Consider the following 21,378-nt stretch of genomic DNA (forward strand, 5'->3'; position numbering starts at 1 on the left):
ATGCTGATCGATTCCCACCAGCATTTCTGGGCGATCGAGCGGCCCGAAGTCGCCTGGCCGCCGGCGGAATTGGCGGCGATCCACCGCAGCTTCGACGTCGGGGATTTGCGCGCGGCGGCAGAGGGGCTGGGGTTGACCGGCACGGTGCTGGTGCAATCGCAGCCCGATGATCGCGATACCGACTGGCTGTGCGAACTGGCGGCGCGGGAGCCGCTGGTGCTGGGGCTGGTCGGTTGGGCCGATTTGTTGGCGAACGATGCGCCACAGCGGATCGCAACCCTTTCGGCGCGGCCAAAGCTGCGCGGGCTGCGCCCGATGTTGCAGGCGTTGCCGACCGAATGGATATTGCAACCGGGGCTGGCGCCGGCGCTGCGCGCGATGGCCGATGCCGGGCTGTCGTTCGATGCGCTGGTCGTGCCGGGGCAATTGGCGGCGGTGGAAGCCTTTGCCAAAGCCTGGCCGCAAATCCCGGTGGTGATCGACCATGCGGGAAAGCCGGCGATCGGCGGCGCGGGCTGGCGCGAGTGGAGCGCGGCGATCGAGCGGCTAGCTGCGCTGCCGCAGGTGCATGCCAAGCTGTCGGGACTGTTGACCGAAGCGCCACCCGGGGCGGGGGACGAGGTGATCGCGCCCTATGTCGCGCATCTGATCGCCTGTTTCGGTGCGGATCGGCTGATGTGGGGCAGCGACTGGCCGGTCGTGACGCTGCGCGCATCCTATGCCGACTGGCTGCGGCGCGCCGATCGGCTGGCCGGGCTGACGGGCGATGCGCGCCAGGCGGTGATGGGCGGAACCGCCCGGCGATTTTACCGGCTATCGGGCGAGCCGGGGCGCGAACCGGGCGTTTAGGCCAATCCCGCCCCTTCGAGGCGGATGACCGGCAGCAACGCGCCATCGGCAGCCGGCGGCAGGGTCAGCGTCAGCCCGTCCGAGGCGCGGCGCAGCGCGACTTCGCCGCCGCCCAGCAACGTCGCGCGTTCGATCCGGCCCGCAGCCCCGGTGCCCAATGCCTTGATCGTCACCGGCGTATCGGGCCAGCCGAGCAGGATGACGTTGAGCGCGCCGCCGCCGGTGGTGAACCGCACGTCGCGCGCGCCAAGCTTGGCGGCTTGCCCTTCATTATGCATGCCGCCCGACAAACCGGTCGGTCCCTCGCCATAGATGCGCCAGGGGCGGGTGCCGTAGATTGCCGAGCCGTGGGTCGCGAGCCAGCCGCCGATCTGGTCGACGATCCGCTCTTCTTCGCTGTCGATCGTGCCGTCGCCGCGCAGCGGCACCGACAGGAGCAGATTGCCGTTCTTGGCCACGACATCGGCGAGGCGTTGCAGCACTTGCCGCGCCGGAACGTAGGATTTGTCGAGAAACCGGGCGCGATTATAGTGCCAGTCGCCGATGCAGGTGCAGGTCTGCCAGGGTTCGTCGCGCAGCCGATCGGAAAAGCCGCGCTCGATATCCTCGACCATCGCCTGGCGCTGGAACGCCGAGAGGTTCTTGCCCGTCAGTACGACATCGGTGCGCCCCGAGCGGCCGACGGCGTGGTTATAATAATGCGCCAGCGCCTCGAGCCCGACCGGGCCGAAGGGAAGGCCGTAATCGTCGAAATAGACGAGGTCGGGATTATAGCGTTCGACCAGGTGCCGTTGCCGGGCGAGCCAGCCGGCGACGAATTCGAGATTGGCGGCGGGGGCGAATTCCACCCAGCGACCGCTGGTGGCGTCGCGCCACGCATCCGTCTGCGCGATCGTGGTGAAGCCGCCGGGCGGGGCCATCACCGCGCCGGTATAGAGCGCCTGGGGATCGAGCCCGTCCCACCAGGTGCCGGCACCATCGGCTTTGGTCAGGCGCGCGGCGTCGTAACGCTGGCCTGCGCGCGGTCCTTCGGCGTCATAGCCATAGGCGGTCTGCCACCAATGCCATGCGTGGCTGGTATGATTGCTGACGCCGAAGCGAAGCCCCTCGGCGCGGGTGGCCTGTTCCCAGCCGCGCACGATGTCGCGCTTGGGGCCGACGCGGGTGCTGTTCCACGGGTGCGGGCTGTCGAACAGGTCGAGATTGTCATGGTGGCACGCCATGCCGACGATGTAGCGCGCACCCGCGGCCTTATAGCGGCGGACCAGCGCGGCGGGATCCCATGCCTGCGCCTTCCACGTGCCGATAATGTCGAGAAAGCCGGTATCGGCGGGATGGCCATAGGTTTTCAGGTGGTGATCATAGACCGAATTGCCCTGCTGATACATTTGCCGCCCGTACCAGTCGCCCGCCTCGGGCTGGCATTGCGGTCCCCAATGGCCCCAGATGCCGAACTTGGCGTCGCGGAACCAGTCGGGCACCGTATAGGCGTCGGCCAGCGAGGACCAGTTGGGCTGGATCGTCGGGGCGGTCTGGGCGCGGGCGGCGGTGGCTGCCGACAATGCTGCCGATCCGGCCAGGAAGTCGCGACGTTTCATGCGGCTGCTGCCTTGCGCGAGGGGTGGGCCAGAAAGGCGGTGTGCATCGGCATCGCCGCGACGCCGCGCCCGATCAGCGCGCGCATGCGGGCGAGCGTTTCGGTGCGCTGTTGCACGCTTTGCGCGGCGACCGGGTCGGATTTGCGCGGCCACAGGCCCTGACCCAGCATCACTGCGGTCCAGCTGGGTTCGCGAAACAGCTCGCCCGGATCGAGCATCAACCGGCCATGCACCGCGAACAGGCCGATGCGGTCGGCCAGCGTCTGGGGGAGTTCCATCGTGCGGACATGGTTCCACAACGGCGAATCCTCGCGCCGAGTGAGGTGATAGTGCAGGATGACAAAGTCGCGCACCGCTTCGAACTCGCGAGTCATCAGGCGGTTGTATTCGGCGCTGGTGGCGGGATCGAAATCGCCATCGGGGAACAGCGACATCAGCGTCACGATCCCTGCCTGCACCAGATGGATGCTGGTCGATTCGAGCGGCTCCAGAAACCCGGCGGCCAGGCCCAGCGCTACGACATTGCCGTTCCAGAAACGCTGTCGCCGGCCGGTGGTGAACCGTAGCAGGCGCGGGTCGGCGGTGGCCGGTCCGTCGAGTGCCGCCAGCAAATCGGCCGTGGCCTCGTCATCGGAGATATAGCGGCTGCAATAGACATGGCCGTTGCCGACGCGATGTTGCAGCGGGATTCGCCATTGCCAGCCGGCGGTGCGCGCGGTCGATCGGGTGAAGGGCATCGGCGCGGCATCGGCGACGCTGGGCACCGCCACCGCGCGGTCCATCGGCAGCCAATGCGACCAATCGACATAGCCGGTTTGCAGCGTCTGTTCGATCAGCAGGCCGCGAAAGCCCGAGCAATCGATGAACAGGTCGCCTTCGATCCGCTGGCCATCGGCGGTGACGACGGCGGCGACATGACCGCGCGAGTCTTGCTCGACATCGACGATACGCCCCTCGATCCGGGTGACGCCGCCGGCGATGGCGCGTTCGCTGAGGAAGCGGGCATAGCGGACGGCGTCGAAATGCAGCGCATAGGCCATGCGCGAATGGACATGCGCCGGATCGTCGACCGGGCGGACGAACCGGCCAGCATAGGCCGCCTGGGTGACCAGCGAATAGTCCGCCAACGCGCCGTCGCGGGCGCACAGCCAATGCTGGTGAAAGGGGATGCCGTTCAGATCGGCCCCGAAATGGCCGAAGGGATGAAAATAGCGCTCACCGATCGCGCCCCAGTCGCGAAACTCGATCCCGAGCTTGTAGGTAGCGCCCGTTGCGCGGATCAGTTCGTCTTCGTCGATGCCGAGCAGCCGGTTGAATTGCAGGATCGGCGGGATCGTCGCTTCGCCGACGCCGACGGTGCCGATGTCAGCCGATTCGACCAGCGTGATGCTGAATTGGCCGGGGCCGAACTGGTGCGCGAGCACCGCCGCAGCCATCCATCCGGCGGTCCCACCACCGACGATCACCACACGCCGGACTGGTCCCGCGCTCATCAGATCCTCCCGATTCTGCTTTATCTGTGTTCATCGATAGCGGGGCCTTCGTAAATATGAAAGTCGCGCTTGATCACTTCATATTTAAAAGATAAGTCTACCAATGACAACGATTACGCTGAGCTGAAGCGGAAAACCGCTCTCGATGACGGCGACGTGGGGGGATACTGATGCGTGTAACCAAAAATCTATCGAACCCGGCGTTGCGGGGCGGCGCGTCGGCGATTGCGATGGCGCTGTTCGGTGCCTGCGCTCCGCAGGTTGCCTGGGCGCAGGACCGCGTCGAAGCGCCGGCGGAAGACCAGGCCGCGCAGGACGACACGGGTGAAGTCGATGAGATCGTCGTCACCGGGCTGCGCCAGTCGCTGGCAAGCGCGCAATCAATCAAGCGCAACGCCGATCAATTCGTCGATTCGATCACCGCGCAGGACATTGGCCGCTTGCCCGACGTCAACGTTGCCGAAGCGTTGCAGCGGATTTCGGGCGTGCAGATCACGCGCAATCGCGGCGAAGGCAGCGGCGTCGCGGTTCGCGGCCTGACCCAGGTGCGTACCGAATTGAATGGCCGTGATATTTTCTCGGCCAGCGGCGGGCGTGGCCTGTCGTTCGAAGAGGTCGGTTCCGAACTGCTGGCGGGTGTCGACGTGTACAAGAACCCGTCGGCCGATCTGGTCGAGGGCGGATTGTCGGGCACGGTGAATTTGCGGACTCGGTTGCCGTTCGATCAGTCTGGTCAATTGATAGCGGTAACCGGCGGCGTAACCTATTATGATCTCATCGAAAAAAGCGGTCAGCAGCTAGCGGGGCTTTACAGCAACCGCTGGGACACCGGGATCGGCGAAATCGGTTTCCTGGCCAATGTCGGCTATCAGACCACGTCGTTCCGCGAAGACACGGTCGTCACCGAGCCGTTTTATCAGCGTGGTCCCGCCGCACCTGGGGTGCAGACGCCGATCAACGGGTTCGCGAATCAGACCGTGTTGTTGCCGCACGGCGGCGGGTTCGAAACCGCTTATGGCGATCGCGAGCGGCTGAGCGGTGCGGCGGCGCTGCAATGGCGTCCAACATCTGGGCTGGAATTCTACGCGCAGTATTTCCGGGCGGATTACAAGTTCAACGAAGCGGGCAATTCATTCTTTGCCTATGGCTCGGATTTGCTGCCGTCACCCAATCGTCCGTTTACCGTCGATGAAAATGGTATCGTTCGCACCGGTTATCTTTCCAATCCCGGCGTCGATTCGGTTAATTTCGGTACGGTGCGCGACACCAGCACGACCGATATTTCGGGCGGGGTCCGCTGGGATGTCACCAGCAATCTGCTTCTGACGGTGGATTATCAGCATATCGATTCGACCGTCGAACAGACGACGATGAACCTCACCGCAAGCGCGCTGAATCCGCGTACCAGCGTGCCGGGTGCAGGCCAAAGCTATGATCTGTTCTTCGACATCAGCGGCGATGTGCCGGTGTTCCAATCGACTACGCCGGGATATTTCAGCAACCTTGCCAATTACGGCATGACCGCGATCCTGCCCTATGGCGAAATGAACGACGCGGCGGCGGATGCGCTGCGCGCCGATCTGACCTGGGATTTCGGCGATGACGGGTTCATCCGCGACGTCCGCGTCGGCGGTCGCTACACCGAAAAAAGCGCGATCAACCGCAACACCACCTATGGCACCTGGTCAGCGATCGGCCAGAGCTGTGCCAACTGGTCGGGCGATTGCAAGCGGCTTTCGGACTTCCCGCAATTCGCGCAGCCCAACCCGTTCCAGGCAGACCTGCTGCGCGGCAGTGCCCGCGATACCGTGTTCGGCCCGGTCTGGCAGTTTGCAGACAATCTGGTGCTCAACCCGCAGGCGGCGTTCGATGCGGTGCGCCAAGCTAGCGGCCAGCAGGTCGAGTTCCGCGACTATGATTCTCCCGACGCCTTTTTGGGTACGATCAACGAAAAAACCTATGCCGCCTATGTCCGCGTGGGATTTGGCGGAGAAGTGGGGACGGTGACCTTCGACGGTAATGTCGGGGTGCGCGCGGTGCGGACCGAGACGCTGGCGTCGGGCCGCCGCCTGCTCACCTATCGCGATCCCGCCGCAACCGGGGGCGTCGGCACCAACGTTCCCAACATCATCGTCGACGAGGATTTCAGCGGCGGGCGTAATTTCGACCGGTATCTGCCAAGCGCCAACATCAAGGTGAATCTGACCGAGAAGCTGCTCCTTCGCGGCGCATTTTCGCAGAATTTCTCAAGGCCAAGTTTCGCGCAACTGAACCCGCAGTTTAATCTGCAGCCAAGCTATACCGATGCTGGCGACGTCCGCGCATTGGTGCCCAATGTCGCGACGCCGGGTACGCCTTATGATCCTGTTACCAATCCATATGTCGGCACCGGCACCGCGCTTGGCGATCCGAACCTGAAGCCTGAGGAAGCGACCAGCTATGACCTGGCGCTGGAATGGTATTTCGACAATGTCGGTTTCGTGTACGTCACGGGTTTCTACAAGAATCTGAAGAACCTGCTGGTCGAACGTGCGGCGGCGCCGGTGTTCGAGCAATTGCCAGGGGTGGGCAATGTCCGCTTCAACGTTCGCCGCTGGGTGAATGAATCCGAAGGCTATGTTCGCGGGTTCGAAGTGGGCGGGCAGAAATTCTTCGACTTCCTGCCGGCACCGTTCGACGGGCTGGGGGTGCAGGCCAACTACACCTTTGCCGACAGTGACGCCGGCGTCACCGCAGCCGGCGACATCAACAGCACCACCGAAATCAGCGTTCCGCTCGTCAACCTGTCGAAGCACAGCTACAATCTGGTCGCGCTGTACGATAAGAACGGACTGAACATGCGGGCCGCCTATAACTGGCGCAGCAGTTTCCTGCAGGGGACGGCGAATACCGGCACCCAGAACCTGCCGATCTTTGGCGAGGCCTATGGCACGCTCGATGCGTCGATCACCTATGACGTGACGCGGCAGTTCGCGATCACCGTCGATGCGCAGAACCTGCTCGATACCGCGTTCAAATCGTATCAGATATTCGATGATCGCCCGCGCGATTATGGCATCAACGATCGCCGTTTTTCGGTTCGCGCGCTGGTGCGGTTCTAACCATCTTGCCCTGTTCCTTCCACCTGGCCGGACGAACCCTGGTTTGTCCGGCCATTTTTATAGGTGGTTGCCGCCCGGTGCGGTGGCTGCTTAACTCCTGCCGATGAACGACCTTGCAAGCGTGGCAGTGCCGGCGGAAGCGCCTCTGGATGACGATCGCCGCTACAAGGCGCCGGCGCTGGAAAAGGGGCTCGACATATTGGAGCTGCTGGCAGCGGAAGCGGAGCCGCTGACGCTGACCGGGATCGTGCATCGGTTGGGGCGATCGCATGGCGAATTGTTTCGCATGGTCCAGGTGCTCGAATATCGCGGCTATCTGGAGCAGGATCCGGTGAGCGACGGATATCGGCTGACCGATCGGTTGTTTTCGCTGGGCATCCAGCAGCCACGCACGCGCAATCTGATCGAACTGGCGCTGCCGATCATGCGGCAAGTGGCGTCGGAATGTGGGCAGGCCTGCCATCTGGCGCTGCATTCGCAGGGCGAGATGGTGGTGGTGGCGCGGATGGAATCGAGCGAACAGATCGGCTTTTCGGTGCGGGTGGGCTATCGCAAGCCGCTGATGCAGGCAGCCTCGGGGCTGGTGCTCTATGCCTTTCAGCCCGACGATGTGCGTGCGCGCTGGGAAGCGTTGCTTGCCCCCAAGCCCAAGGCCGCCGAGCTGGCGGCGTTTCGCGCATCGGCGCAGGAGGTGCGCGAAAAGCGGCTGGGCATGACCCCGAGCAAGTTCGTCGCGGGCGTGTTCGACATTTCGGCCCCGGTGATGCGCGGCGGTGCGGCGGCGGCGGCGTTGACGATGCCGTATCTCGAAACCTTGCAGCCGCGCGTTTCCAAGGAACATGCCGCCCGCATCGTCTGCGCGGCGGCCGACAGTATCGCCCTGCAGCTTGTCGAGGGTGACAGCCGGGTCTGACCGATCGGTCGGCAGGGACTAACACCGTCCTCGGTTGAAATATCATGCCGAAGCGGTTGTTCACAGGGAAAAACCAGTTGCACGTATAGACGGCTTTGGGCACCAAGGATCGGCGTCGAAAGAAGCGCAGCAGCACTGAATTTGGGAGATCGTCCGGCGATGACACCGCTAACGCGCCTGACCGCCATCGCCTTTGCCGCGATCGCTTCGACCGCGATCGCATCGATCGCTATCGCCAGCGCTCAGGCCCGCGATGGGGCGCTGCCGCGGATCGCCACCGAAAATGGCCGCCACGCGCTGATGATCGACGATGCGCCGTTCCTGATGCTGGGGGTGCAGGCGAATAATTCGAGCAATTATCCGGCGGTGCTGCCGCAGGTGTGGCCGATGGTCGAGCGGGTGCATGCCAACACGCTGGAGATTCCGGTCGCGTGGGAACAGATCGAGCCGGTCGAAGGGCAGTTCGATTTCAGCTATCTCGACGCGCTGTTGCCACAGGCGCGCGAACGCGGCGTTCGGCTGGTGCTGTTGTGGTTCGGGACGTGGAAGAACACCTCGCCGGGCTATGTGCCGACATGGGTGAAGACCGATAACCAGCGCTTTCCCAGGATGCGGACCAAGGATGGCAAGGCGCATTATGCCCTGTCGCCGCATCATCGCAATACGCTGGAGGCCGACAAAAAAGCGTTCGTCGCGCTGATGCGCTATCTGAAGGAGCGCGATCCGCAGCATAGCGTCATCATGGTCCAGCCCGAGAATGAAGTCGGCGTCTATGGCCAGAACCGCGACCATTCGCCCGAGGCGAACCGGCTGTTCGCCGCGCCGATCCCGCAGGCGCTGGGCCAGGCGACCGGCAAGCGCGGCACCTGGACCCAGGCGTTCGGCGAGGGGGCCGAGCAGGCGTTCAACAGCTGGTACACCGCACGCTATATCGACGAGATCGCGGCGGCTGGAAAGGCGGTGAAGGATCTGCCGATGTTCACCAATGCGGCGGTGGGCGACCCCTTTGCGCCGCCGGGCAAATCGGGCGGCGCGAGCGGCGGACCCGACTGGCAGGTGATCGATGTCTGGAAGGCCGCCGCGCCCCATATCGATGCGGTGGGGCCGGATCTGTACGGGCGCGATGCCAAGAATTACCTAAAGTTCCTCGACCATTATGACCGGCCCGACAATGCGCTGATCGTTCCCGAAACGGGCAACGCCGCCGAGTTCGCGCGCTTTTTGTGGCCGGCATTGGGGTATAACATGATCGGGTGGGCACCGTTCGGGATGGACCTGACCGGCTATTCGAACCATCCGCTGGGTGCGGCCGAACTCGATCCCGCGACGCTCGATGCGTTCGCGTCGAAATACAGGCTGCTGGCGCCGATGGCGCGCGGTTGGGCGCGGCTGGCGTATCGGCACCCCACCTGGGGCACTGCCAAGGGTGCGCCCGAGGAGCAGCAGACCCGGCAGTTCGGCGCGTGGCGGGTGTCGGCCAAATATGGCGAATGGCAGTTCGGCAGCATGGATTCACCCTGGCTGAAGGCGTCGCCGCCACCGACCGCCGATCAGCCGGTGGGCGGTGCCGCGGTCATCCACATCGCGCCCGACCAGTTTCTGGTGGCGGGCAGCGACGTCCGCATCAGCTTCGCCAAGGCCGAAGAGAGCGCGTCGGCGACCGGGCTGATGCTCAAGGTGGAGGAGGGGACGCTGGCCGATGACGGCAGCTTCCGTTTCCGCCGGATGTGGAACGGCGACCAGACCGATTACGGATTGAACTTCACGCGGCAGCCGGTGTTGCTGCGCGTCACGATGGGAACCTACCGACCATGACCATGTTCCGAGCGTTGCGCCTGGCGGTCCTGCCGCTGCTGGCTTCGGTGGCGCTGCCCGCGCTGGCAGTCCCCGCATTTGCCGCCGATGTCGACAAGATCAAGGGCGGCGTGGTCGTCACCCCCGATACCGGGCCGGCCAAGCGGGTGCGGGTGCTGGTCTATGGCCCCGATCGGTTCCGGGTGACGGCGGTGCCCGACACCGACCTGAAGCTGCCCGCCAGCCTGATGGTGACCGCGCAGCCCAGCGGCGATTTCACAGTGACGGAAGGCGACGGGCTGGTGACGGTGAAGGCGGCGAGCGCATCGGCGGAGATTCGGCTGGCCGATGGCCATGTCCGCTTCCGCGACGCCGCTGGCCGGGTCACGCTGGATGAATCGCCGCGCGGCGGGTTCGCGCCGCTGCGGATCGAGGGTGAGGACTTTGTCGCGGTGAGCCAGCAGTTCAATCGCGGCACCGATGAAGGCTTTTACGGGCTGGGCCAGCACCAGAACCGGCAGATGAATTACAATGGCGAGGACGTCGAACTCGCGCAGCATAATATGGACATCGGTATCCCCTTTGTCGTGTCGACCAAGAATTACGGGGTGCTGTGGGACAATAACGGCATCACCCGCTTCGGCAATCCGGTGCCCTATACGCCGGTGGGCGAGGGGATGCAGGTGACGTCGGGCGGCGCGCCGGGATGGAAGGCGCAATATTATCTGGGCGATCGGCTGGCGGTGACCCGCACCGAGCCGGTGATCGATTATCAATATATCGAGGATCAGGCGAAATGGCCCGAGGCGGCCAAGGCGCAGACGGTGGCGGCGACCACCGGCCAGAACACCGCCGGCAACGCGGTGCAGACTCAGCGCGTGGTGTGGACCGGCACCGTCCGCCCCGAACAGACCGGCATGCACAAGTTCCGGCTCTATTCGTCGAGCTATGTGAAGGTCTTTGTCGACGGCAAGGAAGTGCTGAACCGCTGGCGGCAGAACTGGAACCCCTGGTACCATAATTTCGAACTGCCGATGACCGCGGGCAAGCCTGCCGATGTGCGGATCGAATGGGAGCCCAATGCCGGCTATATCGCGCTGGAGCATAGCGATCCGCTGGCGCAGCCCGACCGCCATTCGCTTTGGATGTCGTCCGAAGTCGCGCATGGCCTGGATTATTATTATGTCGGCGGTGCCGATATGGATTCGGTGATAGGCGGCTATCGCGCGCTGACCGGCAAGGCGACGCTGATGCCGCGCTGGGCCTATGGTTTCTGGCAAAGCCGCCAGCGTTATGAAACGCAGGAGCAGTTGCTGGGCGTGGTGCGCGAATATCGCAAGCGCCGGCTGCCGATCGACAATATCGTGCAGGACTGGTTCTATTGGCCCGAGGATCAATGGGGCTGCCATTGCTTCGACCCGCAACGCTTTCCCAAGCCGCAGCAGATGGTCGATGAAGTCCATGCACTCGATGCGCGGATCATGATTTCGGTCTGGCCCAAATTCTATCCCGAGACCAAGAACGCCAAGGAGCTGAACGCCAAGGGTTATCTGTACCAGGGCAATCTGGCGGCAAACGAAAAGGATTGGGTGGGGCCGGGATACCGCAACACCGATTATGATCCCTATGCTCCCGAAGCGCGCGAAATCTATTTCCGGCAGATGAAGGAAGGGCTGGTCGACAAGGGGTTCGACGCCTGGTGGATGGACGCCACCGAGCCCGACATTCATTCCAACCTGTCGATCGAACAGCGCAAGGACCGGATGGGGCCGACCGCGATGGGACCGGCGGCGGAGTTCTTCAACAGCTTCCCGCTGATCCATGCCGAGGGCGTGGCCAACGGCCTGGTGCGCGACGAGCCGAACAAGCGGCCCTTCATCCTGACCCGTTCGGGCTATGGCGGCATCCAGCGGACCAGTTCGGCCTTGTGGTCGGGCGATGTGGCGTCACGCTGGGACGATCTGCGCGACCAGATTTCGGCTGGCGTCAACGTGTCGATGTCGGGCGTGCCCAATTGGACGCACGACATTGGCGGCTTCGCGGTCGAAGATCGCTATAGCAAGAAAGACCCGGCGCATCTGGCCGAATGGAAAGAGCTGAACGTCCGCTGGTTCCAGTTCGGTGCCTTCTCGCCGCTGTTCCGCAGCCATGGCGAGACGCCGTTCCGCGAAATCTATGAGCTGGGGGAGGGCGATCCGGCGACGTATCGCGCGCTCGAAAGCTATGACAAGCTGCGCTACCGGCTGCTGCCCTATATCCTGTCGACCGCAGCGGCGACCTATCACCGCGACGGCACGATCATGCGCGGGCTGGTGATGGACTTCGCCGCCGATCGCAAGGCGTGGGACATCGACGATCAATATATGTTCGGCCCCGCATTCCTGGCCGCGCCGGTGACCGAGTATATGGCGCACAGCCGGCAGGTATATCTGCCCGCTGGCACCGGCTGGTATGACTTCGCAAGCGGCGCCTATGCCAAGGGCGGGCAGGCGATCACGGCGGCAGCACCGCGCGAGCGGATGCCGCTCTATGTGCGGGCGGGATCGATCGTGCCGACCGGGGCGGACGTGCAATCGACCGCCGAACAGCCCGACGGGCCGATCGTGCTGCACGTTTTCACCGGAGCCGACGGGACGTTCACGATGTTCGAGGATGACGGCCTGACCCGGCAATATCTGAACGGCCAGTTCGCGCAGATCCCGGTCACCTGGAACGAGGCGGCCAAGACGCTGACGATCGGCGCGCGCCAGGGCAGCTTTGCCGGCATGACCGACAAGCGGGCGATGTCGGTGCGCTTCCACACGCCGCGCCGCGCGGTCGCGCCCGATTTCGGGAACAACGCAGCGACCAGCTTTGTTTATGACGGGCGTGAGGTGACGGTGCCGATCAGCGGGCGGCCCAGAATTCGCTGAGCCACAGGGGAATGGCCGAATTGGCAGGAGCATATCCTGCGCTACGGGCTTTCCCCAAGTGCTGCGGCTGGCTTCGCGACCGATAAGGGGCAAAGCGCGCGGGTTTTGCGCGCCAACCCATCATAAGGGCGCGAATCCATATGGAAATCGATCGGCCGAACGCGCCGCATGCCATCGCTGCGGAGGCGGTACTGATCGGGTTGGGCGTTGCGGCGCAGGGGATCAGCAGCGACGAAGCCCAGGCGCGACTGGATCGTTTCGGCCCCAATCGGCTCCCTGAAACCCGCCGCCGCAGCCCGGTGCTGCGGTTTCTGCGCCATTTCCACAATATCCTGATCTATGTGCTGATCGCCTCGGCGGCGATTACCGCGGCGCTTGGCCATTGGGTGGATACCGGGGTGATCGTCGCGGTGGTGATCGCCAATGCGATCATCGGGTTCGTGCAGGAGGGGCGCGCGGAAAATGCGATGGATGCGATCCGCCGGATGCTGGCACCGCATACATCGGTATTACGCAATGGCAGCCGCACCTCGCTGACCAGCGACCTGGTGGTGCCAGGCGACGTCATCCTGCTCGAGCCGGGTGAAAAAGTGCCCGCCGATGTCCGGCTGATCGAAACGCACAGCCTGCAAATTCAGGAAGCCATCCTGACCGGCGAATCGGTCGCGGTGGAAAAGGATATCGCCCCGGTCGCCGCCGACGCCGCGATTGGCGACCGCAGTTGCATGGCCTTTGGCGGCACGCTGGTGACATCGGGTGCGGGCACCGGCGTGGTGGTGGCGACCGGCGCGGAGACCGAGATCGGCCGGATCAGCGGCCTGATCGGCACGGTCGAAACCCTGACCACGCCGCTGGTTCGCCAGATCGATGGCTTTGGCCGCTGGCTTTCGGTGATGATCCTGATCGCCAGTGCCGCGCTGTTGGCGTTCGGCTATTTCGTTCAGCATTATTCGTTCGACGATATTTTCATGATCGTCGTCGGCCTGGCGGTGGCGGCGATCCCCGAAGGCCTTCCCGCCGTGATGACGATCACGCTGGCGATCGGCGTTCAGGCAATGGCGCGGCGCAACGCGATCATCCGCCGCCTGCCCGCGATCGAAACGCTGGGTTCGGTATCGGTCATCTGCACCGACAAGACCGGCACGCTGACCCGCAACGAAATGATGGCGGCATCGGTGGCGACCGGCAGCCGGCTGTTCACCGTGGAGGGCGACGGCTATCTGCCCGAGGGCCTGATACGCTTGGGGGCCGATGCGATCACGATAGCCGCGCATCCGCCGCTCGCGATGCTCGGCAGGGCGGCGATGCTGTGCAACGACGCGGCCTTGAGCCGCCGCGACGGCGCATGGACGGTCGAAGGCGATCCGATGGAAGGCGCGCTGCTGTCGCTGGCCAGCAAACTTCGGGCCGAAAATCCCGAAGGGGCCGATGCGTGGACCCGCCGCGCGGCAATCCCGTTCGACGCGCAATATCGTTACATGGCCACGCTGGACGAGCGCGGCGACGGCAGCGCGGCGATCAGCGTGAAGGGCGCGCCTGAACGCCTGATCGCGATGTGCAGCCAGCAACTGGGCGACAGCGGCGATGCCGAGGCGATCGATGCCGATTATTGGCACGCGGCCGCCAACCGGATTGCAGCGCTTGGCCAACGGGTGCTCGCATTTGCCGTGCGAACGATGCCCGATGCCAACGGGCCTATCGATGCGGCGACGCTGGAGGGATCGCTCAGCTTGATCGGTCTGGTCGGGCTGATCGACCCGCCGCGGCCCGAGGCGATCAGCGCGGTGGCGGAATGTCATGGTGCGGGCATTCGGGTGAAGATGATCACCGGCGATCATGCCGGCACCGCCGCTGCGATCGGGCGGCAGATCGGCCTGGAAAACCCCGATCGCGTGCTGACCGGCGCACAGATCGAAACGATGGACGACGCGCAACTGGCACTGGCGGTGATCGGGACCGACATTTTCGCGCGCACCAGCCCCGAGCATAAGCTGCGCCTGGTGACCGCGCTGCAATCGCAGGGGCTGACCGTTGCGATGACGGGCGACGGCGTCAACGATGCCCCGGCGCTGAAGCGTGCCGATGCCGGGATCGCGATGGGCGGCAAGGGCAGCGAAGCGGCAAAGGAAGCGGCTGACCTGGTGCTTGCCGACGATAATTTCGCGTCGATCGTGGCGGCGGTGCGCGAAGGCCGGACGGTCTATGACAATATCAAAAAGGTCATCAGCTGGACGCTGCCCACCAATGCCGGCGAAGCGGCGACGATCATCGTCGCGCTGCTGCTGGGCATGGCGCTGCCGGTTACTGCGGTGCAGATATTATGGGTCAACCTGATCACCGGCACCACCCTGGCGATCGCGCTTGCCTTTGAACCGACCGAGCCCGACACGATGCGGCGGCCACCCCGGTCGCGCGATGCACCGCTGCTGTCCGGCGGCTTGCTGTGGCATATCGTGCTGGTGTCGACGCTGTTCACCGCGATCGTGTTCGGGATATTCTCCTATGCGCTCGACAAGGGATATTCGATCGAGCTGGCGCGGACGATGGCGGTCAACACGCTGGTGGTGCTGGAAATCTTCCACCTGTTCTTCATCCGCAACATCTATGGCACGTCGCTGACGTGGCAGGCGGTTCGCGGTACGCGGGTGGTTTGGGCGACGGTGATCGTCGTCACGGTGGCGCAGTTCCTGGTCACCTATGTGCCCTTCATGCAGCGGGTGCTGGGTACGCAGGCGATACCCTTTGCCGACGGCGTGGTGATCATCGCGGCCGGTGTTGCCTTCTTCCTGTTTGTCGAAGCGGAAAAGCAGGTGCGCCTGCGGATGTCGAGCCGGACCGTGCCGTCGGAGGGTTGATCCAACGGCGCGATCAGAAGGTGCGCTGGTCTTCGATCTCGCTCGGCGAGGGGGCGGCGACATGCGGTGACAGCAGCAACTCGACCGCACGGTCGGCAGCGTCGCGAAAGGGTTCGAGCACGATGTCAGCGCCGGCGGCGACCAGTTCGTCGCGGCGACCGCCGCGCTGGGTGCTCACCGCGACCCGCCCCTCGAATCCCGCTTCCTTCAGCGCCTGGATCAGCACGGTGCGGGTGTCATGCGCGTTCACGCCGCCTTCGGCATCGGGGATTGCAAGCACCACCATGTCCACCGATCGCAGTGGCAGCCCGGTGAGGAATTCGGGGTCGGAAGCATCGCCATAGACGGCGGGCAGGTCATCGCGATGCCAACGCCGCACGGCTTCGGGGCTGAAGTCGACACCCAGCACGCGGCGTCCTTCCGCGATCAGCAGGCGGCCGATCGTCCCGCCATAGCGGCCCAGCCCGAACACGATGGTGTCATGCGCTTCGGTGTCGGTACCCGCATCTTCCGCCGCCGCCGTTCGCCGTATCGCCAGCCGGTCAAACGGACGCAGCAGCGGTTCGAACATCGCGTAAAGCTGGTGCGAATAGGTGATCATGTAGGTCGACGCCGCGATCGTGATCAGCCCGACCAGCGTGACCAGCCCCAGCGCCTCGGTCGACACATGCCCCAGCGACACCCCCATCGCCATGAAGATCAACGAGAATTCGCTGATCTGCGCGACGGTCAATCCGGCCAGGAAACCGGTTCGGCGCTTATATCCAAGCGCGGCCATGATCGCGACGACGATCAAGGGGTTGCCGATCAGCACGAACAGCGACAGCACGGCCGCCTCGCCGCCGCTGCGCCCCAGATTGGCGAGGTCGAGGCTAGCGCCCAAGGCGATGAAGAAGAATAGCAGCAGGAAATCCCGGAGCGGCGCCAGCCGCGCGGCAATCGCATCGCGAAACGGCGTCGAGGCCAGCGCCACGCCCGCCAGCAACCCGCCGAGTTCCTTGCCAAAGCCAACCGCGTCGCCGATCGCGGCAAAGGCAGCGGCAAGCGCGATGGCGAAGCTGATGAGCAACTCAGGGCTACGCGCCAGTCGGGCGGTCAGCGGATCGGCGACATAGCGAATAAACCCAAGCACGACGCCCAGCATCAGCAGCCCCGCCGCCAACACACTGAAAACTTCGGAGCCGCCACTGCCTTCGCGTGCGCCGATGCCGATCGCCGACAGCACGATCATCGCCAGCACGACAACCAGATCCTGCACTATCAGAAAACCAAGCGCGATCCGGCCATGCAGCGAATCGATCTCGCGCTTATCCGACAGCAGTTTCACGATGATGATCGTGCTGGAAAAGGTAAGCGCCACCGCGACATAGATGCTGGTGCGTGAGTCGAGCCCGAGCGCCAGGCAGATCAGATACCCGAATACCGACGTGAACAGCACCTGCCCCAGCCCGGTGGCCGCCGAAACCGCCCCCAGCGTTCGGACCAGCTTCAAATCCAGCTTGATCCCCACCAGGAACAACAGGATCGCCACGCCCAGTTCGGCGAGCAATTCAATCGGTTCGGAAGATTGCGCGATGTCCAGGCCAGAGGGACCGGCCAAGATGCCGACCGCGATGAAGCTGACGATCAACGGCTGGCGCAGCAGCATGCCGATAAAGCCGATCGCCGCAGCGAGCACCAGCAGTGCGGCGAATTCGTTGAAGACCGACGTTGCAATCCACTCGGTGATAGCGGGTTCCTATCGTAAGTGATGTTCCGCATCGACGGCGTCGGCGCGGAGGTTAGCGTTGCCGACATGCCTTCGGCTTTTGGAGATTGCCATGTCAACCATCATGGTCGCAACCGACCTGTCCACCCGATCGGACCGGGCGCTGCGCCGGGCGACGTTGATCGCCCGCAGCAGCGGGGCGGCGCTTCACCTGGTGCATGTCGTCGACGATGATCAGCCAACCGCGATCGTCGACGCATTGAAACATCAAGCGGGAATCATGCTGGCGGCGCAGGCAGCCACGGTTCGGCAGGTCGACGGGGTCGATTGCACCAGCCGGGTCGTGACGGGTGAACCGTTTGTACGGCTGGCCGAGGCTGCCGAGCAGGTCGGGGCGGCATTGCTGGTGGTGGGACCGCATCGCCGGCAATTCCTGTTGGACCAGTTTCGCGGAACCACGATCGAGCGAACCTTGCGGCGCAGCGTGGTGCCCGTCCTGATCGCGAATGCCGTTCCGTCGCACGGCTATGGCCGGGTGCTGGTGCCGATTGATTTCCAGCCGCCCTCTGAAGCGATGGTCGAGCGGGTGAAAAGCCTGCCGCTGGGGCCGGGTTTGCAGATGATGATGCTGCATGTGTACGACGCGGTGGCCGAGCAAATGATGAGCCGAGCGGGCGCGGCAGGGGACCAGCGGCTTGCCTATAGCGCGGCAGAACGTCGTGCGGCGTCGGTTGCGCTTGCCGATTTTGCCCGATCGCACGGGCTGGACCAACATGTCCTGCAGGAAGTGCGTGCGCTTAGCGGCAGCATCGCCAATGACATCGGCATGGCGGCGAGCGAGGCGTGCGCCGATCTGATCGCGCTTTCGGCATCGAACAAGGGCAGGGTGGAGCGCGCGGTATTGGGCAGCGTGACCGAGGCGGTGCTGCGTGACTCACCGTTCGACGTGCTGGTGATGCCGCCAACTTAAGCTGCCCCCGGCTGCGCGCGGCCATATTCCCTTATCAGGCAAACAGGCCATGTTCGCCTTCGCGTTCGATTTCATCGGGTATCGGTAAATCGTGACATTCACGCACCGTGTGTTGGTGGTGCGGGTGCTTGGGCAAGCACCAAAGGGACCAGGAATTGCACCAACAGGCAAATAGCTGCTGTGGCCAAAAAAGTGAATCGGGCGAATAATGGCTGGATATTGAGGATGGTTTGTTTGGCGGCATCGCGGTCATCGAAAGCTCCTCTCGTAGTCGAGCTACCGGCCAGAGGGGTTGGCCTGAATCCGCAATAGCCCGTAGTTTGGAAAAGCTTGCCGGGCAGACGCATCCATTCCGGTGATGGGTGGCGCGACCGATCTGCCGCGCGCTAGGCCCTCTCCAGATCGAGGCGGGCCTTGGCCTGCATAACCAGGTGCGGCAGTGGTTGCGTGGCGTCGAGCATATGCCATCCCTCCAGCGACCCGACGGCATGGCTCGATTGCCTCGACACGACGGCGGGCGTTGCATCGGAGGCATCGCCGATCCGATCCGCGACCCGCCGGATGCGCGCGGCTTCGGACGCTTCGAGCCATAGCCCGGTGAATCCCCGCTGCATCGCAGCCGCCATTGCCGCCGCTTCGGTGCGTTCGGCCTGGTTCAGGAAGGCGGCATCGAGGATGACGGCGACATTGCGCCCAAGCTGTCGTTCGCCAAGCGCCATCATCGCGCGATAGACCTGCCCGCTTGCGGCAACCGTATAGCTTTCGGGCGCGAGCCGGGTTTCGGGCGGGATGCCGGCAAGCTGTTTGCGCAGCACGTCGCTGCGGAGCACGCGCGCGCCCGGCTTTGCGCCGATGCTGCTGGCCAGCGCCTTTGCCAGCGTCGACTTGCCCGCGCCCGAGCGACCGCCGATCGCCAGCAGATGCGCCCTTGGCTGCTGCAGAACGTCGCAGGCGAGCTGGAAATAGGCACAGGCTTCGCGCTCGGCGCCAGCCGCCGCCTCGACATGCGCGCGCACGGTGGCCCGCACCGACAGGAACAGCGGGAACAGGCACCAGCCATCCTCGTCCTGGGGTGAGCGGTCGAGATAGCGGTTGGCGAGCATATTGGCCGCGTCGGGCAGGCCGATGTGCAGCAAATCCATGACCAGGAAGGCGAGGTCATAGAGCAGGTCGACCGTCGCCAGATCGTCGCTGAATTCAAGACAGTCGAACAATATCGGCTTGCCGCGAAAAAGCGCGATGTTGGCCAGATGCAGGTCGCCATGCCCGTGGCGCACGCGCCCCGCCATCGCGCGTTGATCGAGCAGGTCCGCATGGGCGGCAAGCTCGCCAAGCTGCGCCGCGATGAGATCGGACGCCAGCGCTGGCGCTATCGTTTCGGGGTAGCGCGCGAGATTGCCGGCGTTCCCCGCGATCAGCGCGCTGACCCGGCTTGCGCCGTGGCCGGTGCTGACATCCGCCGCCTGATGAAAGGCGGCGATTTCGTCGGCAAGCTGCTGCACCAATGCGGGAGTCAGGCGATCGGCCCGAGCCATCGTCAGGAGCAGATCGTCATCGGCGAAGCGGCGCATTTCGAGCGCCCAGTCGATCGGCGCACCATCGCCGCCGATCCGCAAGCCGCCCGTTGCCGATCGCGTGATCGGATGGAGCTGCAGATAGAGGTCGGGCGCGGTCCGGCGGTTCAGGTGGAGTTCGTTTTCGAGCGCCGCCTTGCGCTTTTCGATCGTAGAGAAGTCGAGATAGTCGAAGCGCACCGCGCGCTTGAGCTTCCAGGCGCGGTCGTCCGCCAGAAAGACATGGGCGGCGTGGGTGGCGATATGCCGCGGGACCGCGCCGCCAAAGGCCGCGCCGTCGCGAAAGAATGCGATCGCATCGCTCGGGGCGATGGCGTCCGCCGGGGGCAGGCGACTGGGTACGGGCTCGTCCATCGCGGCCTATCCTATCGCATGATCGCCATGCCGACATTGGGTTTGATACCTAGCAGATGCCCCCGGTGACCTACGTAGGGTTACGCATGCCCCGCAGGGCTGCTTGGCGGTAGCGTCCTTGGCACGCCCATAACGTCCATGTGCGCGGGAGCCCGACGATGACCAACACGATGCGAGCCGCTGTCGTTCGCCAGTTCAATCAGCCGCTGGTGATCGAGGAGCGGGCCATTCCCGAACCCGGCCCGCGCGACGTTCTGGTGCGCGTCATCGCCAGCGGCGTGTGCCACACCGATCTGCACGCCGTGCAGGGGGATTGGCCGGTAAAGCCGACGCTGCCCTTCGTGCCCGGGCATGAAGCGGTGGGCTATGTCGCGGCGCGCGGTCGCGAGGTGACCGATCTGAAGGAGGGCGACCCGGTCGGCGTTCCCTGGCTGCACGACGCCTGCGGGCATTGCGAACATTGCGGCGGCGGGTGGGAAACGCTGTGCGAATCGCAGCACAATACCGGCTATAATGTCGATGGCGGTTACGCCGAATATGTCGTCGCGCCCGCCGCCTATGTCGGGCGTTTGCCCGACCGGCCCGACTTTGTCGCGCTGGCCCCGATCCTGTGCGCCGGCGTGACCACGTATAAAGGGCTGAAGGAAACCGAGGCGAAGCCGGGCGAATGGGTGGTAATTTCTGGCGTAGGCGGTCTTGGCCATGTCGCCATCCAATATGCCAAGGCGATGGGGCTGCATGTCGTGGCGGTCGACATCGCCGAGTCGAGGCTGGCGCTGGCGCGCGAGCTGGGGGCTGATCTGGCGCTCGATGCCAGCGATCCCGATGTCGTGCGCACTGTATTGCGCGAGACCGGCGGCGGCGCGCACGGCGTTTTGGTGACCGCCCCGTCGGTGCCCGCGTTCCGGCAGGCGATCGCCTTTGCCCGGCGGCGCGGCACGATCAGCCTGGTGGGCCTGCCACCGGGCGAATTCCCCACGCCGATTTTCGAGGTGGTGCTCAAGCGGCTTACGATCCGGGGATCGATCGTCGGCACGCGCAACGACCTGGCCGAGGCGATGGCGTTCGCCGCCGATGGCAAGGTACGCGCCCGGACCATGACGGGGAGCCTGGAGCGCGTGAACGAGGCACTGGCCAGCCTGGCGGCGGGCGAAGTCGATGGGCGGCTGGTGCTGTCGATCGGCTCGCCCGACTGATCGGCCTGCTGGCGCGCGATCAGCTTCTTGCGTTTAGCAGGCTGCTGAAAAATCCCACGGT

The 21,378-nt window shown here is 64.6% G+C and carries 12 protein-coding genes; 8 read left to right on the forward strand and 4 right to left on the reverse strand.

The features are described from left to right. Positions 1 to 849, forward strand: coding sequence for an amidohydrolase family protein (locus QU44_RS09895; protein ID WP_033921950.1), 849 nt, complete (start codon positions 1 to 3; stop codon positions 847 to 849). Here QU44_RS09895 and QU44_RS09900 read toward each other — a convergent pair. Together QU44_RS09900 and QU44_RS09905 are read right to left on the reverse strand one after the other, a co-directional pair. Continuing rightward, positions 846 to 2,447, reverse strand: a complete 1,602-nt coding sequence (locus QU44_RS09900) for an alpha-L-fucosidase (protein ID WP_033921951.1) — start codon at positions 2,445 to 2,447, stop codon at positions 846 to 848. The two genes, QU44_RS09895 and QU44_RS09900, sit on opposite strands and share 4 nt — an antisense overlap. After that, positions 2,444 to 3,940, reverse strand: a complete 1,497-nt coding sequence (locus QU44_RS09905) for a tryptophan halogenase family protein (RefSeq protein ID WP_033921952.1) — start codon at positions 3,938 to 3,940, stop codon at positions 2,444 to 2,446. Before QU44_RS09905 ends, QU44_RS09900 begins: the two co-directional genes overlap by 4 nt. Before the next feature lie 170 nt (positions 3,941 to 4,110). On the opposite strand from QU44_RS09905, the gene QU44_RS09910 reads away from it, so the two are divergent. The 5 genes from QU44_RS09910 (at position 4,111) to QU44_RS09930 (ending at position 15,515) form a co-directional block, all read left to right on the forward strand. Beyond that, positions 4,111 to 7,041, forward strand: coding sequence for a TonB-dependent receptor (locus QU44_RS09910; RefSeq protein WP_052134621.1), 2,931 nt, complete (start codon positions 4,111 to 4,113; stop codon positions 7,039 to 7,041). 103 nt (positions 7,042 to 7,144) lie between these two features. Beyond that, a complete protein-coding gene (locus QU44_RS09915) occupies positions 7,145 to 7,954 on the forward strand; it encodes an IclR family transcriptional regulator (RefSeq protein WP_033921953.1) in 810 nt (269 codons plus the stop codon). Positions 7,955 to 8,113: 159 nt separating this feature from the next. Further along, complete coding sequence (locus tag QU44_RS09920; RefSeq protein WP_033921954.1) at positions 8,114 to 9,769, forward strand: DUF5597 domain-containing protein; 1,656 nt, start codon at positions 8,114 to 8,116, stop codon at positions 9,767 to 9,769. Beyond that, complete coding sequence (locus QU44_RS09925; RefSeq protein ID WP_231621694.1) at positions 9,766 to 12,660, forward strand: TIM-barrel domain-containing protein; 2,895 nt, start codon at positions 9,766 to 9,768, stop codon at positions 12,658 to 12,660. The genes QU44_RS09920 and QU44_RS09925 overlap by 4 nt, the downstream gene beginning before the upstream one ends. Positions 12,661 to 12,800: 140 nt before the next feature. Then, on the forward strand, positions 12,801 to 15,515 hold the full coding sequence (locus QU44_RS09930) for a cation-transporting P-type ATPase (protein ID WP_052134623.1): 2,715 nt from the start codon (positions 12,801 to 12,803) through the stop codon (positions 15,513 to 15,515). A gap of 13 nt (positions 15,516 to 15,528) precedes the next feature. Here the strand turns inward: QU44_RS09930 and QU44_RS09935 are convergent, their stop codons facing one another. Next, positions 15,529 to 17,193: a cation:proton antiporter gene (locus QU44_RS09935; protein ID WP_197054290.1), complete on the reverse strand. Its 1,665-nt coding sequence runs from the start codon at positions 17,191 to 17,193 to the stop codon at positions 15,529 to 15,531. Positions 17,194 to 17,335: 142 nt separating this feature from the next. Here QU44_RS09935 and QU44_RS09940 point away from each other — a divergent pair, with 142 nt between their 5' ends. After that, positions 17,336 to 18,193, forward strand: a complete 858-nt coding sequence (locus tag QU44_RS09940) for a universal stress protein (RefSeq protein ID WP_033921957.1) — start codon at positions 17,336 to 17,338, stop codon at positions 18,191 to 18,193. A gap of 386 nt (positions 18,194 to 18,579) precedes the next feature. Here the strand turns inward: QU44_RS09940 and QU44_RS09945 are convergent, their stop codons facing one another. Continuing rightward, on the reverse strand, positions 18,580 to 20,121 hold the full coding sequence (locus QU44_RS09945) for a bifunctional aminoglycoside phosphotransferase/ATP-binding protein (protein WP_052134624.1): 1,542 nt from the start codon (positions 20,119 to 20,121) through the stop codon (positions 18,580 to 18,582). Positions 20,122 to 20,279: 158 nt separating this feature from the next. Here QU44_RS09945 and QU44_RS09950 point away from each other — a divergent pair, with 158 nt between their 5' ends. Beyond that, on the forward strand, positions 20,280 to 21,317 hold the full coding sequence (locus tag QU44_RS09950) for a zinc-dependent alcohol dehydrogenase (protein WP_033921975.1): 1,038 nt from the start codon (positions 20,280 to 20,282) through the stop codon (positions 21,315 to 21,317). Positions 21,318 to 21,378: the final 61 nt, after the last annotated feature.

Source organism: Sphingomonas sp. 37zxx, from assembly GCF_000786205.1.
In the GTDB taxonomy this organism is placed as follows: Bacteria; Pseudomonadota; Alphaproteobacteria; order Sphingomonadales; family Sphingomonadaceae; genus Sphingomonas.